At 45.2% G+C, this 22,382-nt stretch carries 7 protein-coding genes and 1 pseudogene; all 8 read left to right on the top strand.

Annotated elements, in window-relative coordinates:
- The first annotated feature begins 47 nt into the window (after positions 1 to 47).
- Positions 48 to 1,622: a serine hydrolase domain-containing protein gene (locus D3H35_RS03260; RefSeq protein WP_119147758.1), complete on the top strand. Its 1,575-nt coding sequence runs from the start codon at positions 48 to 50 to the stop codon at positions 1,620 to 1,622.
- Positions 1,619 to 1,948, top strand: a complete 330-nt coding sequence (locus D3H35_RS03255) for a carbamoyltransferase N-terminal domain-containing protein (RefSeq protein WP_119147757.1) — start codon at positions 1,619 to 1,621, stop codon at positions 1,946 to 1,948. Before D3H35_RS03260 ends, D3H35_RS03255 begins: the two co-directional genes overlap by 4 nt.
- A complete protein-coding gene (locus D3H35_RS03250) occupies positions 1,912 to 3,600 on the top strand; it encodes a carbamoyltransferase family protein (RefSeq protein WP_119147756.1) in 1,689 nt (562 codons plus the stop codon). The genes D3H35_RS03255 and D3H35_RS03250 overlap by 37 nt, the downstream gene beginning before the upstream one ends.
- The gene (locus D3H35_RS03245) at positions 3,498 to 4,940 is read left to right on the top strand and encodes a macrolide family glycosyltransferase (protein WP_119147755.1); all 1,443 of its coding nucleotides are present in this window, start codon (positions 3,498 to 3,500) and stop codon (positions 4,938 to 4,940) included. Before D3H35_RS03250 ends, D3H35_RS03245 begins: the two co-directional genes overlap by 103 nt.
- 88 nt (positions 4,941 to 5,028) lie before the next feature.
- Complete coding sequence (locus D3H35_RS03240) at positions 5,029 to 9,057, top strand: MupA/Atu3671 family FMN-dependent luciferase-like monooxygenase (protein WP_119147754.1); 4,029 nt, start codon at positions 5,029 to 5,031, stop codon at positions 9,055 to 9,057.
- On the top strand, positions 9,048 to 13,808 hold the full coding sequence (locus D3H35_RS03235) for a non-ribosomal peptide synthetase (RefSeq protein WP_119147753.1): 4,761 nt from the start codon (positions 9,048 to 9,050) through the stop codon (positions 13,806 to 13,808). Before D3H35_RS03240 ends, D3H35_RS03235 begins: the two co-directional genes overlap by 10 nt.
- 27 nt (positions 13,809 to 13,835) lie before the next feature.
- Complete coding sequence (locus D3H35_RS03230; RefSeq protein WP_119147752.1) at positions 13,836 to 21,830, top strand: non-ribosomal peptide synthetase; 7,995 nt, start codon at positions 13,836 to 13,838, stop codon at positions 21,828 to 21,830.
- A pseudogene (locus D3H35_RS31960) lies at positions 21,779 to 22,375 on the top strand (condensation domain-containing protein). Before D3H35_RS03230 ends, D3H35_RS31960 begins: the two are co-directional and overlap by 52 nt.
- Positions 22,376 to 22,382 lie beyond the last annotated feature (7 nt).

Genomic DNA, 22,382 nt, shown 5'->3' with positions numbered 1-22,382 from the left:
TCTTTGACAGTCAGTGATGGGGATCAGGATGAAAAGGAGGGATCGAGGTGATTAAGAATAAGGTAAGTCATGCCAAGAAAAAAAGGAGTTTAAAGAAATTTCTGATCGGTACGGTTCTGTTGACATGGACGATCCTAACCTCAACGGTTGCGTCAGGTGAAGAGCTATCCCAGTATGGACTTGCGGATGAAAAGATCCAAAAGATTGACCGCTTGGTGAGAGATGAAATGAAGAGAAACCATGCGCCAGGCCTTGCATTGTCCATCGTGATGAACAATAAAACGGTTTACCAGAAATCTTATGGGTTCGCAAATTTAGAAAAAAAAATCCCTGTCACGGACGACACATTATTTGAGATTGGTTCAAATACAAAGGCGTTTACAGCAATCGCGGTAATGCAGCTTTCAGATAAAGGACTCATTGATCTTACGGACCCGGTTCAAAAATATATTCCATGGCTCAAAATGAAATATTCAGGCCAGATTGCGAATATCACAATTGAACAACTGTTGCATCATACGAGCGGTATCCCATTTGAAAGTATTGGAGATATACCGGTTTCTTCCGATAACAAATCTTTGGAAATTACAGTGAGAAAGCTTACGAATCATGAATTAAAGTTCGCTCCGGGTGAAGTCTTCGAATATGCGACGATTAATTACGCTATTCTGGGATTGATTATTCAGACGGTATCCGGACAATCTTATGAAGATTATATGAAAGAATATATACTTAATCCCCTCGAATTGGATAACACCTACTTTTTCATTGATAAAACCAAGAAACACCTGAAGGCTCAGGGTTACAAGTTCGGCTTCAATAAACCAATGGCTTTTGACCCGCCATATTATCGCGGAAATGCACCAAGTTCGAATATGGTTTCTAATCTCCATGATATGGATCATTGGTTAAAGATTCAATTGGAAACAGACAACTCGCAGCCACTGTACAAATTCATAAAAGAGTCTCAGAATTCGCCGAAGTTATCTAAAGATCTTCAATATGGCATGGGATGGAATATTGCGGGGAATGGAGCGGTTTTATTTCATAATGGAAGCACTCCGTCTTTCTCGTCGTTTATAGTCTTGCATCCAGAGGAACGGTTAGGAATTGTGGTATTGTCCAATTCCCTATCAACGTTTACGGATCCGCTGGGAAAAGTCATTGATGCGATCATTCATGGCGGGTTTCCTGAACAGGCGCCTATGATCGAAAATGATTATTATGTAGGTTTGGATAAAACTTATTCGATGGTTACCTATATTGTTTCACCGATTGCTATGCTCGTATTGTTCCTTTTGGCCCGCATGCTGTATAGAATGGCAACGAAGCAAAGGTTTTTCAGCGGGTTTAATTCCCGGTTCTATATAAGCACAGCCATTCTTTTCTTCTATATTTCTGCTTTTTCCCTTTTGTTCTACTCATTACCCGATCTATTATTCAGGAAATTACCGTGGCGTTTTGTAATCGTTTGGGCGCCATACAGCATTTATGCGGCTTTAATTTTAATTTACAGTTTAATCAATTTGAGCTTTGTGTATTTTTGGTTGAGATATATCTTTAAGGTCAAACGAAAATTGAATGAGATTAGTTCGGTTAGTTCCTGGGAGGATAGAATATGAAGATAATAGGGATAAATGGATGGTCTGAGAAGTTTGATGATCCCGCCACAAGAGGGCACGATGCTGCGGCTGTATTGCTCGTAGATGGACGAGTAGTCGCAGGAATAGAAGAAGAACGGCTAACGAGAGTTAAACATACTGGTAAAATCCCTATTTCTGCAATCCGCTTTTGTTTGAATTATGGTAATTATTCCATTCGCGACATCGATTACATAGCGATATCCATCAGTGAAAGCAGTTTGAATGTAAATATAAAGCTAGATAAACTCTACCATCCTGAACAAAAAACATGGACCGGGACATCAAATCTTATATTCAAAGGTTGATTTTCGAAGAATTTCAGTATTTATTCGAATTAGGAAAGATCGTTTTTGTTGATCATCATTTGTCACATGCAGTTAGTGCGTATTCTCTATCAGGTTTTAACAGCAGTTTAGTTTTGACCATTGATGGGACAGGTGAAGGTATCTCCGGTACGGTTTGGAGTGGTAATGCCAATCGTCTTGAGTTGCTGCAATCCTATTCGGATTCCAACTCACTTGGTTTTTATTACAAAGAAGTCATTCGTTTTCTTGGTTATGAGATGTTTGACGAATACAAAGTAATGGGTCTCGCGCCTTATGGGGATCCACGCAGATATCGGCGGTTTTTCAAAAAATTCTACACTTTGCTGCCAGAGGGTCAATATGAAATACATTTTGAAAATATTTATTATCTGTCAAATATATTGTCTCCGAGAAAGAAATCGGAGCCTTTTGCTCAAGTACATAAAGACGTTGCGGCTTCTCTGCAAGAGTCCCTTGAGGTAATCGTTTCCCATATCTTAAATTATTTTAAGCAGAAGTCAGGTCATCAAAAATTGTGTTTGGCAGGGGGAGTTGCACAAAATTGTACATTAAACGGAAAAATTTTATATTCGAATCTATTTGAAGAACTGTTCGTGCAGCCGGCTGCGCATGATGCTGGGTGTGCATTGGGAGCAGCGCTTTATATACATGATAGCGTTGTTCCGCAAGAGAAAACGAATAAGCTGGAACACCTTTACTGGGGGAGCGATATCGGCGAACCGGAAGCGATAGAGAAAACCCTCAAGGAGTGGAGCAGCTGGTTGGAATTCAAGAAGGAAGATCATATTGAGAAGAAGACGGCAACCTTGCTTTCCGAAGGCAAGGTGATAGGCTGGGTGCAAGGCCGGTCGGAATTCGGTCCAAGAGCATTAGGTAATCGAAGCATTCTGGCAGATCCTAGGCCACCAGAAAATCGGGAGGTCATTAACGCAATGGTAAAGCTCAGAGAGGGCTATCGACCGTTTGCTCCCTCCGTGCTTGAAGAATATGCGCCTCAATTTTATGAAATTCCGCCCGGGCAAAATATGTTCCCTCACATGATAATCGTTCTTAGAGTTAAGGAAGAAAAGCGAACGCTGCTCGGAGCGGTTACCCATGTAGACGGGTCAGCAAGAGTTCAGACGGTTAATCGTCACACTAACCCCAAATATTGGGGGTTGATTCACGCATTTAAGGAGCTGACAGATACTCCAATCTTACTGAACACTTCGTTTAATAATAATGTCGAACCGATCGTGGACTCCGTGTATGATGCGATCATTTGTTTTTTGACCACCAAGATACATTTCCTTGTCATAGGGGATTTTTTGATTTCTAAAATAGAGGCTGATGCAAAACGGTTTTTGCCAATGAGGATTTCACTGTCGCCATATGCAACCATCACACAATCAAAACGACATGTCTCTGAAAAATCGGAAAGCATTTTCCATGAAATTGGTGTCGTTTATAGTGATAAATATACAATCCCCCTATCTTCTGAACTTTATCGTATTTTGCTTCTAAGCGACGGAAAGAGAACCTTACATTCATGTTTGCAAGAGATTTCACCTTGCGACGTAACGAACGAGGAGCTTGTAGAAGAAATACAGGAATTATGGTCGAGAAGATTAATCGTATTATATCCTGCGTAGAAACCAACAGACATATCGGCTTTTCAGCCCCAATTGCTTGGGTGAATTCTCAGCCCCTGAATGAAAGGAGCCACTTGAATATGAATATCGTTTTCTTCTCGTTTCCTTACACAGGTCATATAAACCCAACGCTTGGTTTAGTTGCGGAATTAACCAGCAGGGGCCATAAGGTTGAATATTATGCTATAAATCAGTTCAAGGGTGAAATCGAAAATACAGGTGCGAATTACCGGGAGTATCCAGTTGGAATTATCGATGAAGATGTAACTGTCAACGAGGAAAGGAGAGGGAAAGACCCCCAAAATCCTTTCAGCGGTTTTGCAAAAAAAGTTTTGCATCAATTGGACATGACTGAGATGATGACGGCTGAATTACTTATTGAATCAGCCAGTTTAAAACCCGACTGTATTATTCATGATTCATTTTGTGGATGGGGTAAAAGAATTGCAAAATTGCTGAATGTGCCCGCAGTATCCTCTATTACCACTTTTGCATTTGATGATGAAATTATCAACTTGGATCCCGAAAACGTTGCAAAAAGTCTTTTTGCAATGACTTTAGAAAATTTCAATAAGACATCCATGAAGAGACAATTGGATAGGTTCAGAACTACCATCGAAAAAAAATACAAGTTAGATCAATTTCGCTTATTTGATGTATTTATAAATAGAGAACCCCTTAATATCGTATATACCTCAGAACTTTTTCAGATTCATTCGGAACTGTTTGACAACACTTTTAAGTTTGTGGGTCCCTCTTTTGATTTTCGAACGGAGAATTCTGTTTTTCCGTTTGAGACACTTGCAGGGAAAAAGAACATCTTTATTTCGCTCGGTACGATATCAGGTGATGATGTCGGATTTTGGAAAGCCTGCTTTCATGCATTTTGCAATTCAGATATGCAAGTGATCATTTCAAGCGGCAACCAAACGAATTTATCCCTTCGATCCGAAGATGTTCCGGACAATTTCATTGTGAAAGACTATGTCCCACAAATAGAACTCCTTAAACATATAGATATTTTTATTACCCATGGTGGCTTCAACAGTGTCAATGAGGGTTTATTTCATCATTTGCCTCTTCTCGTTTTTCCTTTGAAAGTGGATCAGTTTCTGGTTGCCAATCAAGTAGAAAGACTTGGAGCGGGGATCAACCTCAAAAACTCATCTTCGAACGAATCGGTCAACTATCTTGAGCTTCAATTGGCAGTCGAGCGATTATTTCATGATAAGACCTACAGAATGAAGAGTAGAATCATTGGAGAGTCCATGAAATCTGCTGGTGGTGCAAAGAGAGCAGCAGACGAGATCATACAGTATATTGAAGGATTACTTGTTTGAAATGGAAGATAACGGCGGAAAAAATTCGTCTGTCTGAGCGCGAGCGTTGTGTTTGATTATAAATACGTTCAATAGAAGGAGATTCTAAATGTCGCGAGAGAAAAAAATAGATCGTGAAAACGTGAGTGATATTCTTCCGTTGACGCCGCTTCAAGAAGGATTATTGTTTTATTATTTAGAAGACTCCAGCTCGGAAATGTATTTGGAGCAATTAAGTTTATCTATGTCCGGGGATTTAAAGGATCATGTATTGGTACAGGCTTGGGATGTTGTCGTTGAAAATAATGATGTGTTAAGATCCGTGTTCCGATGGGAAAAGCTTGATCGACCAGTGCAGATTTTACTAAAAGAAAAAAAAATGAAGATAACTTTTTTCGATTTTACTCATTTGTCTGACGAGGAATCCAAGGCCGAAATCGAAAAGATTAAAATGAAGGATCGCAAGAAAAAAATCGATATTGCCATTCATCCCATGAGAGTATTGGTTTGCAAAGTTACTGAGCAATCTTATGAGATGATCATGACAAGCCATCATATTCTGTTTGACGGTTGGAGTTATGGCATATTGTTAAAAGAATTCGTAGATGCATACAATGACATCTTTGCCGGAAACAAAGGAGAAGCAAAGAGGACCAAAAGTGGTTATAAAAGTTATATAAATTGGATTCACAATCAGGATAAACATCTTGAAAATGTTTACTGGTCCAAGTATTTTCAAGATTTCGATGCGAATACCTTGTTGCCGTTCGAACCGAAGAAAGGTGACGACCATCGGCCAAAGATTGGCAATCTTGAATATACATGCGATGAAGATTTCACTTCGCGTATTCTTCGTTTTGTCAAGGAACAGAGGGTAACTTTGGCGACTTTGTTCTATGTCGCATGGGGTTTATTGCTGCAAAAGTACAATGATTCGGAAGATGTTGTTTTTGGTACTACGGTTTCGGGAAGGAATGTCAAAATTGAAGGTATCGAACAAATCGTGGGCTTGTTTATTAATACGCTGCCTCTTCGCGTAAAAACGGGACAAGATGAAAAAGTAACCGATATTCTTCAAAAAATATTAAAAGATGTCCATGACCGGGATGCCTGGTCCGGCTCTTCGTTAGTAGAAATCAAGAACAACACCAAACTCAGTCAAAACAGTGTATTATTCGACTCCATAGTGGTTGTGGAAAACTATCCATTAAACGATGGTTTAAATAGCGGTAATGGTAAAATCGGGATCGACGCCTATACCATGTTCGAAATGACGAATTATGATATTGTGCTGACCCTTACTACCTTTGGAAACATTGTGATCAAATTAACTTATGATGAGAATTTGATTTCCCCTTCTTCGATGAATCAAGTTATGAGCCATTACATCCACCTGATTGAAAATATACTGAGGCAACCCAACGCGTCTGTTCATGAATTAGAGATGTTGTCTCAAGAGGAAAAGCATCAACTGTTGACGGAATTTAATCGAACGGATGCCGATCAACACGATGATAAACTTATTCATGAATTTATCGAGGAACAAACGGAGAAAACACCTCACATGACTGCTGTTAGAAGCGGTCATGTTGATTTATCTTATGAGCAATTAAATGTACAAGCCAATCAATTGGCTTCTTTACTGGTTTCCAAATACCGAATCCAGCCTGGGGATTTGATCGGCGTGATGTTGGATCGATCGGTTTCAATGGTCGTGACACTGCTCGGAATACTCAAATCGGGCGCTGCATACGTGCCGATCGATCCCGCATTTCCTGTTGATCGTATACGGTACATTATTGAAGACAGCAAAATAAAAACATTGATTACTACTTCTCGCTATTTGGAAAAGTGCGCCACTACGAACCTGATTCTATTAGATCAAAAGATAGAAAGCATGACGGGAGTTTCCCAACTTCCAGTTCGAAATAATAGAAGCAGTAACGATTTGGCTTATGTCATTTATACTTCCGGTTCCACGGGAAATCCCAAAGGAGTTATGGTCACACATAGTAACGTTGTGAATTTCTTCTTTGGAATGGATCAGAAAGTGCCGTTTGACAATGATGATTGTTTCTTGTCCGTTACGACGATTTCTTTTGACATTTCCGTTTTGGAGCTTCTTTGGACATTATCTCGCGGAATTCCAGTCGTCGTTCACGATTCTTCCGATGCAAACAACGATCAGTTCGATCGTTATCTCAGTCATCAGCCTCTTGATGTGGATTTTAGCCTGTTTTTCTTTTCCAGCTATAATGACGATGAGCAAAACAAATATGATTTATTGATGGAGTCAACCCGCTTTGCTGACGAAAAGAATTTTAAAGCCGTTTGGATTCCTGAAAGGCATTTTCATGAATTTGGAGGATTGTTCCCGAATCCGTCAATCGTTTCATCGGCGTTGTCTACTGTAACTAGCCAAATTCAGATCCGCGCTGGGAGCGTGGTTGCACCTTTACATCATCCGATCCGAATAGTAGAGGAGTGGTCAGTAGTCGATAATCTGTCCAACGGACGTGTCGGACTCTCCTTCGCGCCGGGATGGCATGCGGATGATTTTGTGTTAGCACCCGAACATTATAATGATCGCGTAGATTTTATGTACGATTGCATCGAAAATGTGAAGAGTTTGTGGAGCGGTAAATCCATACAGCAAACGAACGGCCTGGGGAAAATGGTAGAAATCAAGACATTCCCGAGACCAGTCCAAAAAGAATTGCCAATTTGGATTACTACGGGCGGTTCAAAGGAGTCTTTCGTGAAAGCCGGCAAAGTTGGTGCGAACATTTTAACGCATTTGCTGGGGCAAGATCGTCATGTGTTAGCGGAAAATATCCGATCATACCGTCAGTCCCTGCAAGAAAACGGATTTGATCCCGAGTCGGGTAAGGTAACGTTGATGGTGCATGCCTTTATTGGCGATGACTTAGAAGAAGTCAAGCGCAAAGTAAAGCCATCCTTTTGTGAGTATTTGAAATCAAGCGTTGGGTTGATTCGCAACTTGGCGTTGAACGTGGGCGTCAATATGGAGGAAGCGGGACTCAATTCTCCTTTAGTCATGGACGAGTTGGTCGAGTTGGCTTTCGAAAAATATTGGTTTACCTCTGCGTTTTTAGGGACAAAAGAATCTTGCACGGTAACCGCAAATGAATTGGCCCGCATAGGGGTAAACGAATTTGCATGTCTGATCGATTTTGGTCTTGATAAAGATTCCGTTATGGGAAGTCTCGTTCGATTGGCGGATATGAAAAATGATCTTTCCAGTAAATCGAAGAGCAGCAAAGACGATTCCGCAAAAATCAAACCGATTACCATCATGCAAGGTACACCTTCACAAATCCAAATGATGTACAATGATCCGACGTCGAGAAAGTTTTTGGGCTCACTAAAAACACTGCTTGTTGGAGGGGAAGCATTCAGCGAGCGATTGGCAGATGATCTTAACCTTAATATAGATGCGCGAGTTATCAATATGTACGGACCGACTGAAACTACGATTTGGTCGACAACATACACCATTCGCAAGGAAAGTCCAAGCGTACTCATCGGCACTCCGATTGCTAACACGAAAATCTATATTCTCGATTCTCGGCTGAGGGTGGTGCCCGTCGGGGTAGCGGGTGAAATTTATATTGGCGGAAAAGGCGTCGCACAGGGCTATTGGAATAGAGAGGAATTGACGCGCGAAAGGTTTATCGACTCTCCTTTCGATGAAGGTGGAAAGATTTATAGAACGGGTGATTTAGCCTGCTGGCTTCCCGATGGCAATATCCGATTTCTTTCACGTAAAGACTATCAAGTAAAAGTACGCGGTTATCGAGTTGAACTGGGTGAAATCGAATCCAGGCTGCTTCATCATCCCGAGATTTCAGAAGCGGTGGTTGTGGCGACTGAGGATTTAGATGGATCAATGCAGCTTTGTGCCTTTATTGTTTCAAAAAGAAACGTCGAAAGCTCTGAAGTAAAAGAACATCTCATGTTTTCATTGCCGGCCTATATGGTGCCTGCTTTTTTTATCAGGCTTGACGCATTACCTAAAACTCCTAACGGAAAAATCGATCGAAAGGCGTTGCCTTCTCATCGGGAATATATTCCGCTTCGAATTGACAACACGGCCCCCGAAATGAATTGGAATTAAAACTGGTTGAAATCTGGAGGCATGTTTTGGGAGTTAGTCGAGTCGGAATCACGGACAATTTTTACGAACTTGGCGGTCATTCTTTGAAGGCGACTCAACTGATGTCACGCATTCGTAAAGAGCTGGACATCGAGATTCCGCTTCGGGAAATTTTTCGCAATCCAACGATCATGGCGTTGTCCGATTCTTTTCAGCACTTCCGAACCCATCGTTATTCGTCGATAAAAAATGCTCCTTCAAGCAATCATTATCCGTTATCTGTGCAGCAAAAAAGAATGTTCATTCTACATAAATTCGAACAGGAAAGTACCCGCTACAATGAAACCATCTGTGCGCAAATTAAGGGATCTTTAAATATAGACCGCGTTAAAGAAGTGATTGGAACTCTGATTTCAAGGCATGAAATTTTGCGTTCTTCGATTGGTATTGTGAACGATGAGCCTGTTCAAACGATCCATTCTGATTTGGAATTCGAAATATGGCATAAAACGTTGTCGGATATGAAACAGCTTAAGCAGACCATTCATGAGTTCATCCAACCGTTTGATTTGACTCGCGCGCCACTCTTTCGAATGGGTCTTGTTCAAGTTGCAGAAAATGAATACATATTAATCTGCGATGCCCACCATATCATTACTGATGGCGTATCGATGAATGTGCTTCTTGAAGAGTTTATCGAGCTTTATGAGGGTGGATTGTTGCCGCCATTGCCCATTCAGTACAAGGATTACGCTGTATGGCAGCAAGATTTCATGCAAAGCGAGAACATTAAAAAGCAGGAAAAGTATTGGTTAGAGACATACACCGGAGAACTGCCGATACTGGAGATTCCGGCAGATTATTCAAGACTCGTCTTGCAACAAGCTGAAGGGGACCAAGTCAGCATCTCCATAGATAAGGAATTATCTTTCCAACTAAACCAAAAAGCCTTGGAGTCAGGAACAACCCTCTATATGCTGCTGCTGGCAGGGTATAGTGTTTTGCTCTCCAAATATACTGGGCAAGAAGACATCATAATAGGGTCACCAATCGCAGGCAGGCAACAAGCCGAAGTGGACAGGGTGTTAGGCATCTTCCTGAATACACTCGCTATGAGAACAAGACCCGAAAGCAATAAGAAATTTTCCGCGTTTTTACGGGAAGTCAAGGAATTCGCCCTGCAAGCTTATGAGAATCAAGACTATCCATTCATGGAATTGGTCGAAAAGTTGAACCTTCAAAGGCATCTCAACCGCAACCCGCTTTTCGATACGATGTTTATGATGCAAAACCGGAATGCAATCGAAAGGAAAGTTCAGAATATCTCTATTCAGCCATTTGATTTTACGCATCCCTCTTGTAAATTTGACATCTCGCTAACTGCGGTCGAAACGAACAAGGAGCTTGAATTCAAATTTGAATACGATATCGCGCTTTTCCGACGGGAAACTGTAGAACGATTAGCTAAGCACTGGGTGCACTTATTGCGTGAAATTTCAAGTGATAATGACAAAAATTTGAATGAAATTGAAATGTTGGACGATAACGAAAAAAGCCAACTTCTACATTCATTCAACGATACAACGATCGTGAACGGTGTGGTCGAAACGTCGATCGTTCATTTGTTTGAGGAGCAGGTGAAGAGGACGCCGAATCATGTAGCCGTCCAATTTGAATCGAGTTCATTAACATATGCGGAACTGAACGCACTTTCGAATCAGCTTGCGCGGGGCTTAAAAAGAAAAGGTGTTGGATCGAATCGGGTCGTTGGCGTCATGGTTAAGCGTTCTGTAGAACTGTTCGTCGCGATTTTTGGCATTTTGAAAGCCGGCGGCGCTTATTTGCCGATCGATCCGGAATACCCGCTCGATCGAATTGAATATATGTTGAGCGACAGTTGCAGTGGTCTGTTGATCACACAGAAACAGCTAATAGACATGCAAGATGGATTCATGGGAGAAATCGTTTTTCTGGAAGATGGGGGAGTATACGACGAAGATCAATCGAATCTAGAAAACAGGAGTAATCCTGAAGATTTGATATATGTCATCTATACTTCGGGTTCAACGGGGAAACCCAAAGGTGTCATGATTGAGCATATGGCCGTGCATAATTTTATCCATGGAATGTTGGATAGAATTCCGTTCTTATCTTTCAATACAGTTATAACATTGACGACAATTTCCTTTGATATCTTTGTTCTTGAAACATTGCTGCCATTGACGCAAGGGTTAAAGGTCGTGATCGCTGGAGAGCATCAGCAAAATGATCCGGAAAAACTTCTGAATTTGATTGCAAATCACAATGTGGACATTCTGCAATCTACTCCGTCGCGATTACAGTTACTGCTTAATCATAACAATGCTGATGCATGTCTATCCCATCTTAAAGTGGTTTTAGTAGGCGGCGAGGCTTTTTCAGAAACGCTTAGGGAACGACTTTTGTCGTTCCCCAAATTACTTATCTTTAATATGTATGGTCCTACAGAAACGACAGTATGGTCAACTGTTGCGGAGATAAATAGCTCGTCATCAATAACCATTGGAAAGCCAATAAATAACACACAAATTTATATTTTAAATTCAGAACAATTATTGCAACCGATAGGGATTAAAGGAGAACTATGTATTTCTGGTTTGGGTTTATCGCGGGGGTACTTGAACCGGCCGGAATTGACAGCGGAAAGATTTGTTGCCCATCCATTTAATCATGGTGAGCGAATATATAAGACGGGAGATTTAGCGCGTTGGCTGCCAGACGGGAACATCGAATTTTTGGGTCGTGTCGATGATCAAGTGAAAATTCGCGGTTATCGTATCGAATTGGGTGAAGTGGAATCAGCGCTCATTGCACACGACGCAATCGAGGAAGTTTCGGTTATTGCTCGCGAGGATGCTGAAGGAAAAAAAATTTTATGTGCCTATTTCATTGCTGATGAGCAATTGAGTGCAAAAATATTGAGAAGTTATTTAACGAGGATTTTACCAGTTTATATGATACCATCCTTTTTTGTGCAAATGGAGCGGATGCCATTGACATCCAACGGTAAGTTGGATCGAAAGGCATTGCCGCTGCTGCCTGGAAATATTAAAACCGAAGTAGCGTATGAGGCGCCGAGAAATAAGCTTGAGGAAATTTTGGTAAATATTTGGAAGGAAGTTTTAGGTGTTCAGCGCGTAGGGATCTGGGATAACTTCTTCGAGCTGGGTGGGGATTCTATTAGTGCGATACGGATCTCCACACGCATGCAAAATTATCAAATAAAAATGGAGGTCAAAGACCTATTCCATCATCTGTGTATTGGTGAGTTGAGCTCCTATATTTATCAGAATCCTATCATGATTAATCAAGAAGTAGTACAAGGTCATGTGGGACTCACACCGAACCAACGTCGGTTTTTTGAATATCAATTAATAGAGAAGCACCCCACTACGCAATCAATCATCCTATTTCGATCAGAGGGAATTGATGAGGTAGCGGTCCGAGAGGTTCTTGGGCAAATCGTGACTCACCATGACGTATTAAGAACGATTTTTAGCAATACAAGTGGAGAATTCGATTCGTGGATCAGAGGACTGGAAGGAGAGTTGTTCCAGCTTAAAGTCTACGAAGAATCACAGGGAGAGCGGATACATGAAGTTATTAAAGCTCGGATCGATGAAATCGAAGAAAGTCTAGATCTAAGTGAAGGTCCATTATTGAAAGGCGGATTGTTTAAAACTGGTCAAGGCGATTACTTGTTACTTGTTGTTTCTCGTTTGGTGATCGACGGAGAATCGTGGCGAATCCTGCTAGAAGACTTGAACATGAGTTACGACCAAATTTTGAACAATGAGAAGATACAGCTCCCAGCAAAAACTGATTCTTATCGAAGTTGGGCGAGATTATTGCAAGATTATACGAACAGCGAGCAGATTTTGAATGATATTTTGTATTGGCAAAATAATGGACAAATTGAATTGAAGCAATTGCCCAAAGACTATGAGAACGAAGGAAGTTCGTACATAGACATTGGATACGAATCTTTTGATCTGACAGACCAGGAGACGGAAGAACTGCTAAAAAACACACATTATGCATTTAATACAGACCCTAATGATATCTTGTTAGCGGCATTGGGAACGGCGATCTATGAATGGAATGACAGTAATCATGTGGTTATCGAACTGGATGGTTATGGGAGATCCTCTTTTAAAGATCAAATAGATCTTAGACGTACGATGGGATGGTTTACCAATCGATTCCCCATCATTTTAGAGACCGATCCTAGCAAAGGCCTATCTTACGTCATCAAATCGGTAAAAGAGCAACTTCGCCACATACCGAATGAGGGAATCGGTTATGGGGCATTAAGGTACTCGCATACGCCTAGTCTTGCAACACCATTGACGGATACGATTAGACCTGAAATTGGCTATCAAAGGCTGGTACATTTTGATCAAGAGAATCAAACAGAACATTTTACTACGTCCTCTTTTGATATCGGCCTGTCTACGAATGAGAACATCGAAGGAAAAGTAATTATTCATATGCATGGTGTGGTTTTGGACGGGCGGTTGCGAATGACGGCAACTTACAATAGGAATGTATTTTCTAAAGTAACAATCAGCAATTTTACGGTTAGGTACATGCATCATATACAAAGTATGATAGAGCATTGTTTGAGCGTAGAGAATAAGGAAAAAACACCAAGTGACTTATCATTCAACAGTATATCTTTGGATGAAATGGAAGATTTAAAAAAATCAATTGTTTCCCTATTAAAAAAGTGATTCCGATGTCGAGGGGATAGAATCCGAATGAGCACTAATATTGAAATAGAAGATATATATCCTTTAAGTCCCTTGCAACAGGGAATGTTTTTTCACAGTTTTATTAATCAAGATTCAAATTCATATAGATCGCAAATGTTTATGGAGTTTAAAGGAGATTTCGACGTCGATTTATTCGAGAAGAGTGTAAATAAGATAATTGAAAGACATCAGATTTTTCGTACCATTTTCAATAATCAAAACAAGGACAATAAATTATTACAAATCGTAATCGAAGAACGTCCAACCAAAGTATTTTTTGAAGATATTTCAGCTCTAGGAGTTTTAGAACAAGATAAATTATTTAGCCACTTCAAAGAGAAAGACCTTATTGCTAAATTCGATTTATTTAAAGACCATTTAGTTAGGTTTTATTTATTCAAGACAGGTGATCAATCTTTCCGCAGTATATGGAGCTTTCACCATATTCTGTTGGACGGATGGAGTGTGTCAACGGTTGCTAGTGAACTGATTGCGATATATCAATCGCTGCGAGTGCAAAAACCGCATGGCTTGGGTCCTGTTACACCGTACAGTCAGTATATTAAGTGGCTGGGAAAACAAGATCGTGCGGCGGCTTCGCAATACTGGGAAGGGTATTTGGAAGGGTATGAGCTTTCCGTCACATTGCCGACCTTGGGCAACCAGCAAAGCGAAGCCTACATGCTGGAGAAGATGTCTCTGACTCTGGAAGAAGACTTGACCAGAAGATTGACGCGGACAGCGAACGAGCATCAGGTAACGGTAAACACGTGGCTGCAAACGATATGGGGAGTACTGCTGCAAACATACAATGGCGTGGACGATGCGGTATTCGGCTCGGTCGTATCGGGCCGCCCTTCCGAGATTGCGGGCATTGAGCAAATGATCGGCTTGTTTATCAACACGATACCCGTTCGTATTCAAAGCAGGCCAGGCATGACTTTTTCCGACCTTGTGAAACAAGTGCAACGGTCATCGCTTTCGTCGGCGGAGTACGACTATTATCCGCTTTACGAAATTCAGGCGAGCTCTCCGCTGAAGCAAGGATTGGTCAATCATGTCATGGTGTTCGAGAATTACCCGATCGGAGAAGCCATCGAACAATCGAGCGGACAAAGCATCGGGTTTGCGATTAGCAACGTAGAGACGTTTGAACAAACCAACTATGACTTTAGTATCATGATTTTGCCTGGCAAGAAAATGACGATCGAATTCAGCTACAATGCGGCGCGAATCGATCGAGGAATGGTAGCGAGAATACGCGGGCACTTGCAAGAGGTCATCGGCCAGGTCGTGGAAACCCCGCATGTAGGCATCGATCAGTTGGAAATCGTGACGGAAGAAGAGAAGCGCCAGCTTCTGCATGCGTTCAACGACACGAAGGCATCGTATCCGGCGGATCAAACGATTCACGGGCTGTTTGAAGAACAGGTAAAGAAGACACCGGATCATACGGCTGTCGTATTGGAGTCGGAGTCGCTGACGTATGCGGAACTGAACGGACGAGCGAATCAACTGGCGAGAGTGCTGAGGGGCAAGGGCGTTGGAGCGGATCGGATCGTGGGGATCCTGGCGGAGCGGTCGCTGGAGATGATCGTGGGGATCCTGGGGATCCTGAAAGCCGGAGGGGCGTACCTGCCGATCGATCCGGACTATCCGGCGGAGCGAATCGGGTACATGCTGGAGGACAGCGGAGCGGATATCCTGCTGACGCAGAAACGGCTGCAAGGGCAGACGATAGGATTCGCGGGAGAAGTGCTGCCTGTCGATGACGAACGGTTATACGCCCTGGATGACACCGATCTCGATCATACCGGCAGTTCCAAAGATCTGGCGTATGTGATCTATACTTCGGGCTCCACCGGGAAACCGAAGGGCGTTATCGTGGAACACCGGTCTCTAGTTAACCTCTGTGAGTGGCATCGAAATGAATTTAAGATCACAGCTTCAGATCGAAGCACCCAGTATGCGCCGAGTGTATTCGACGCTTCGGTGTGGGAGTTATTTCCTTATTTGATTTCAGGTTCAGAGGTACACCTGCTTGATGATGTAATACGATTGGATGTAAACGAGCTCAACCGGTACTATCACGAGAACGACATCACAATCACTTGGATGCCACCTCAAGTTTATGAGCAGTTTGCTGCGCTGGAGAACCGCTCCTTACGTATTTTGCTTACGGGCGCAGATAAGGTCAAAGGCTACCAGCTGAATAACTACGAAGTAAGGAATACCTACGGTCCGACGGAAAGCACAGTGATCTGTACCCATTATGCGATCAGTCATAATGCCGCTAATATTCCGATCGGCACCCCGATTGCGAACACGAAAGTGCATATCGTGGATGCCGGCGGACGGTTATTGCAACCGATCGGAATACCGGGAGAGCTATGCATCTCGGGAGCCGGCTTGGCACGTGGATACTTGAATCAACCGGAGCTCACCGCGGAGAAATTCGTGGCCAACCCGTTCGCGCCTGGCGAGCGGATGTACCGGACGGGAGACCTGGCGCGCTGGCTGCCGGACGGGAACATCGAATACTTGGGACGGATCGACGAGCAAGTGAAAATTCGCGGCCACCGCATTGAATTGGGCGAAGTGGAATCGGCGCTTCGGTCACACGAGTCGGTCAAGGAAGCAACGGTCATCGCGCGTAAGGATGAAGAAGGAAGCGCGTATTTATGCGCCTATTTCGTCGCGAACGGCAATCTTGGCGCAGCGGAACTGAGGAAGCATCTGTCGGAAATGTTGCCCCAATACATGATCCCGTCGTTCTTCGTGCGGGTAGAGCAGATGCCGCTGACGCCCAACGGGAAGCTGGACCGGAAGGCATTGCCGTCGCCAGAAGGAACGCTCGAGAGGGGCACGGTGTACGAGGCGCCAAGAAATGCGCTGGAAGAAACCCTCGCGAATATTTGGCAAGGGGTGTTGGGCGTCTCGGCCATCGGGATCGCGGATAACTTCTTTGAACTGGGCGGCGATTCGATCAAAGCCATCCAGATCTCCGCGCGCCTGCATGCCCATCACTTGAAGATGGAGATCAAAGACTTATTTCAGCATCCAACGATCGGGGAGCTGAGTTCTTGTCTCCGTCCTGTGGGAAGAACGATCGATCAGGGCTTGGTGGAAGGCGAAGTGGAACTCACGCCGATCCAGCGCTGGTTCTTCGAACAAAACTTCACGGACAGGCAGCACTGTAATCAGGCTGTGATGCTGCATCGTAAAGACGGATTTGACGAGCGGATCGTTCGTGAGGTTCTCGCGAAATTGGCTGAGCATCATGACGGATTGCGAATGGTGTATCACCCGGGCAGCGAGGGATATACGCAGCGGAACCGGGGGATGGAGGGAGAAGTCTTCCACCTTGAGGTTCGCGATGTCACGGGGGATCAGCAGGCTGAAGAAGAAGTGATTCAAGCATGTGCCACCGAAATTCAAGCGAGCATGGATCTTGGCAAAGGCCCGCTGTTAAAAGCGGGATTATTCAAAACGGCCGAAGGAGATCATTTGCTGCTGGCCGTCCATCATCTGGTTGTGGACGGGATATCTTGGCGGATTGTGCTGGAAGATTTAAATACGGGTTATCGTCAGGCGATGAATGGGGAGGCGATCCGTTTTCCGGCGAAAACCGATTCCTACCAGGCATGGGCGAAGGCGCTGCAAGGCTACGCCAACAGCGGGCAGGTGTTGGAAGAAGCCGAATATTGGCAAGCCGTTGAGCGCGTGGAAGTCAAGCCGCTTCGCAAGGATTCTGAAGTCGGAGCAGGCCTCATGAAAGACGGCCGGCATGTATCCTTGACCCTGACGGAAGAACAGACGGAAAAACTGCTGAAGCAGGTCAACAAGGCGTACAACACGGAAATTAACGATATTTTGTTAACGGCGTTGGGATTGGCGATCGGCGAATGGAATGACAGTAAGCAAGCGGCCATTGAGCTGGAGGGACATGGCCGGGAAGAGATCGGTCATGAAGTGGATATCAGCCGGACGGTGGGGTGGTTTACCACCCAATATCCCGTGATATTGGAGATGGAACAAAGTCGGGAGTTATCGTACCAAATCAAGACGGTAAAAGAACACCTGCGCCGAATCCCGAATAAAGGGATCGGATACGGGGTGTTAAAGTACGGGAAGGCAGCTGCTGAAGGGCGGACATGGAAGCTGAAGCCGGAGGTCAGTTTCAACTACCTGGGACAATTCGACCAGGACGTGGAAACGGGACTTTTTGCGGGATCGAGGTACGGCGCGGGCAGCTCGGTCAGTCCGAACGGAGAAAGAACGTCGACGCTGTCGATCAACGGAATGGTTCTGGGCGGGCAACTGCAGCTTACGATCGATTACAACGGGAAAGCCTATGAAGCGGATACGATTGAAAAGCTGGCAGCCGGGTACAAGCGTCATCTGGAAGCCATCATCGAGCATTGTGCGGATAGAAGAGAGACGGAAAAAACGCCAAGCGATTTATTGTTCAACGAACTGTCCATCGAAGCGCTGGATCAAATCCACGAGGCATTCATGCATGTGGGCAAAGTAGACAACATCTATCCATTGGCTCCTTTGCAACAGGGGATGCTGTTCCACCATGTATTCGATCCCGGCTCACATGCTTATTTTGAGCAGACAAGCTTTGAGATCGATGGCTATTTGGATGTCGGATTGTTTGAAAAAAGCATAAATACGTTGATTGAGCGCTATGACATCTTCCGGACCGTGTTTCACTATGGAGAAGGCAACAGATTGTTGCAGATGGTGTTAAGGGAGCGCCCGATTCAAATCCAGCTTGCAGACCTCGCGGAGTACGGTATCGAGGAACAAAACGGCGTGATCGAACAATTCAAGCAAAAGGACAAGGCGCAAGGGTTCGATCTGAGCGAAGGTCCGTTAATGCGGCTGGCTTTATTCCGCAAAGGAACAGCGGGCTACACGATGGTATGGAGCTTTCACCATATTCTGATGGACGGCTGGTGTCTTTCGGTCGTAGCCAAAGAACTGTTTGCGATTTATCAATCGCTGCGAGAGCAAAAACCGCATGGCTTGGGTCCTGTTACACCGTACAGTCAGTATATTAAGTGGCTGGGAAAACAAGATCGTGCGGCGGCTTCGCAATACTGGGAAGGGTATTTGGAAGGGTATGAGCTTTCCGTCACATTGCCGACCTTGGGCAACCAGCAAAGCGAAGCCTACATGCTGGAGAAGATGTCTCTGACTCTGGAAGAAGACTTGACCAGAAGATTGACGCGGACAGCGAACGAGCATCAGGTAACGGTAAACACGTGGCTGCAAACGATATGGGGAGTACTGCTGCAAACATACAATGGCGTGGACGATGCGGTATTCGGCTCGGTCGTATCGGGCCGCCCTTCCGAGATTGCGGGCATTGAGCAAATGATCGGCTTGTTTATCAACACGATACCCGTTCGTATTCAAAGCAGGCCAGGCATGACTTTTTCCGACCTTGTGAAACAAGTGCAACGGTCATCGCTTTCGTCGGCGGAGTACGACTATTATCCGCTTTACGAAATTCAGGCGAGCTCTCCGCTGAAGCAAGGATTGGTCAATCATGTCATGGTGTTCGAGAATTACCCGATCGGAGAAGCCATCGAACAATCGAGCGGACAAAGCATCGGGTTTGCGATTAGCAACGTAGAGACGTTTGAACAAACCAACTATGACTTTAGTATCATGATTTTGCCTGGCAAGAAAATGACGATCGAATTCAGCTACAATGCGGCGCGAATCGATCGAGGAATGGTAGCGAGAATACGCGGGCACTTGCAAGAGGTCATCGGCCAGGTCGTGGAAACCCCGCATGTAGGCATCGATCAGTTGGAAATCGTGACGGAAGAAGAGAAGCGCCAGCTTCTGCATGCGTTCAACGACACGAAGGCATCGTATCCGGCGGATCAAACGATTCACGGGCTGTTTGAAGAACAGGTAAAGAAGACACCGGATCATACGGCTGTCGTATTGGAGTCGGAGTCGCTGACGTATGCGGAACTGAACGGACGAGCGAATCAACTGGCGAGAGTGCTGAGGGGCAAGGGCGTTGGAGCGGATCGGATCGTGGGGATCCTGGCGGAGCGGTCGCTGGAGATGATCGTGGGGATCCTGGGGATCCTGAAAGCCGGAGGGGCGTACCTGCCGATCGATCCGGACTATCCGGCGGAGCGAATCGGGTACATGCTGGAGGACAGCGGAGCGGATATTCTGCTGACGCAGAAACGGCTGGAAGCGCAGACGATGGGATTCGCGGGAGAAGTGCTGCATGTCGATGACGAGCGGTTGTACGCCCTGGATGACACCGATCTCGCGCACACGGGCAGTTCCAAAGATCTGGCGTATGTGATCTATACTTCGGGCTCCACCGGGAAGCCGAAGGGCGTCATGATCGAGCAAGACGGAGTAATCAATGCGCTGCTTTGGCGCAAACAGGCGTATGGATTTAACGAAACGCATAGCGTTCTGCAATTGTTTTCCTATTCATTCGATGGATTTGTGACCAGCTTTTTCACGCCTATCCTGTCCGGTGCGAGAGCCATCCTGTTGCAAGACACAAGAAACCCGTATGCGATCGTGAAAGCGATCGCCACTTCAAAAGTAAGTCATTTCATTTGCGTACCTTCTTTGTTTCAGGCGATACAAGAATATTTATCGCCACAAGATGCTGAGCATTTGCAAGTTATCACGCTAGCCGGAGAAAAAGCAGATTCTGGAGTTATCGAGAAAACGGTTGGCAGGTACGGACATATTGAAATCGTGAATGAATACGGTCCTACCGAGAACAGCGTGGTAACGTCCTATTTGAGGCATGTAGAGCGTGCATTGAAACTTACGATCGGCAGCCCGATTGCGAACACGAAAGTGCATATCGTGGATGCCGGCGGACGGTTATTGCAACCGATCGGAGTACCGGGAGAACTGTGCATCTCGGGAGCTGGCTTGGCACGTGGATATTTGAATCAGCCGGAGCTCACCGCGGAGAAATTTGTGGCCAATCCGTTCGCACCTGGCGAGCGGATGTACCGGACGGGAGACCTGGCGCGCTGGCTGCCGGACGGGAACATCGAATACTTGGGACGGATCGACGAGCAAGTGAAAGTCCGTGGCCACCGCATCGAATTGGGCGAAGTGGAATCGGCGCTTCGATCACACGAATCGGTCAAGGAAGCAACGGTCATCGCGCGTAAGGATGAAGAAGGAAGCGCGTATTTATGCGCCTATTTCGTCGCGAACGGCAATCTTGGCGCAGCGGAACTGAGGAAGCGTTTGTCGGAAATGTTGCCCCAGTACATGATCCCGTCGTTCTTCGTGCGGGTAGAGCAGATGCCGCTGACGCCCAACGGGAAGCTGGACCGGAAGGCATTGCCGTCGCCAGAAGGAACGCTCGAGAGGGGCACGGTGTACGAGGCGCCAAGAAATGCGCTGGAAGAAACCCTCGCGAATATTTGGCAAGGGGTGTTGGGCGTCTCGGCCATCGGGATCGCGGATAACTTCTTTGAACTGGGCGGCGATTCGATCAAAGCCATCCAGATCTCCGCGCGCCTGCATGCCCATCACTTGAAGATGGAGATCAAAGACTTATTTCAGCATCCAACGATCGGGGAGCTGAGTTCTTGTCTCCGTCCTGTGGGAAGAACGATCGATCAGGGCTTGGTGGAAGGCGAAGTGGAACTCACGCCGATCCAGCGCTGGTTCTTCGAACAAAACTTCACGGACAGGCAGCACTGTAACCAGGCTGTGATGCTGCACCGTAAAGACGGATTTGACGAGCGGATCGTTCGTGAGGTTCTCGCGAAATTGGCTGAGCATCATGACGGATTGCGAATGGTGTATCACCCGGGCAGCGAGGGGTATACGCAGCGGAACCGGGGGATGGAGGGAGAAGTCTTCCACCTTGAGGTTCGCGATGTCACGGGGGATCAGCAGGCTGAAGAAGAAGTGATTCAAGCATGTGCCACCGAAATTCAAGCGAGCATGGATCTTGGCAAAGGCCGCTGTTAAAAGCGGGATTATTCAAAACGGCCGAAGGAGATCATTTGCTGCTGGCCGTCCATCATCTGGTTGTGGACGGGATATCTTGGCGGATTGTGCTGGAAGATTTAAATACGGGTTATCGTCAGGCAATGAATGGGGAGGCGATCCGTTTTCCGGCGAAAACCGATTCCTACCAGACATGGGCGAAGGCGCTGCAAGGCTACGCCAACAGGGCAGGTGTTGGAAGAAGCCGAATATTGGCAAGCCGTTGAGCGCGCGGAAGTCAAGCCGCTTCGCAAGGATTCTGAAGTCGGAGCAGGCCTCATGAAAGACGGCGGCATGTATCCTTGACCCTGACGGAAGAACAGACGGAAAAACTGCTGAAGCAGGTCAACAAGGCGTACAACACGGAAATTAACGATATTTTGTTAACGGCGTTGGGATTGGCGATCGGCGAATGGAATGACAGTAAGCAAGCGGCCATTGAGCTGGAGGGACATGGCCGGGAAGAGATCGGTCATGAAGTGGATATCAGCCGGACGGTGGGGTGGTTTACCACCCAATATCCGTGATATTGGA

This window comes from Cohnella faecalis (assembly GCF_003570905.1).
Lineage (GTDB): Bacteria > Bacillota > Bacilli > Paenibacillales > Paenibacillaceae > Cohnella > Cohnella faecalis.
Note: the sequence above shows the minus strand (reverse complement) of the source record. Positions and strands in the feature narration are given on the sequence as shown.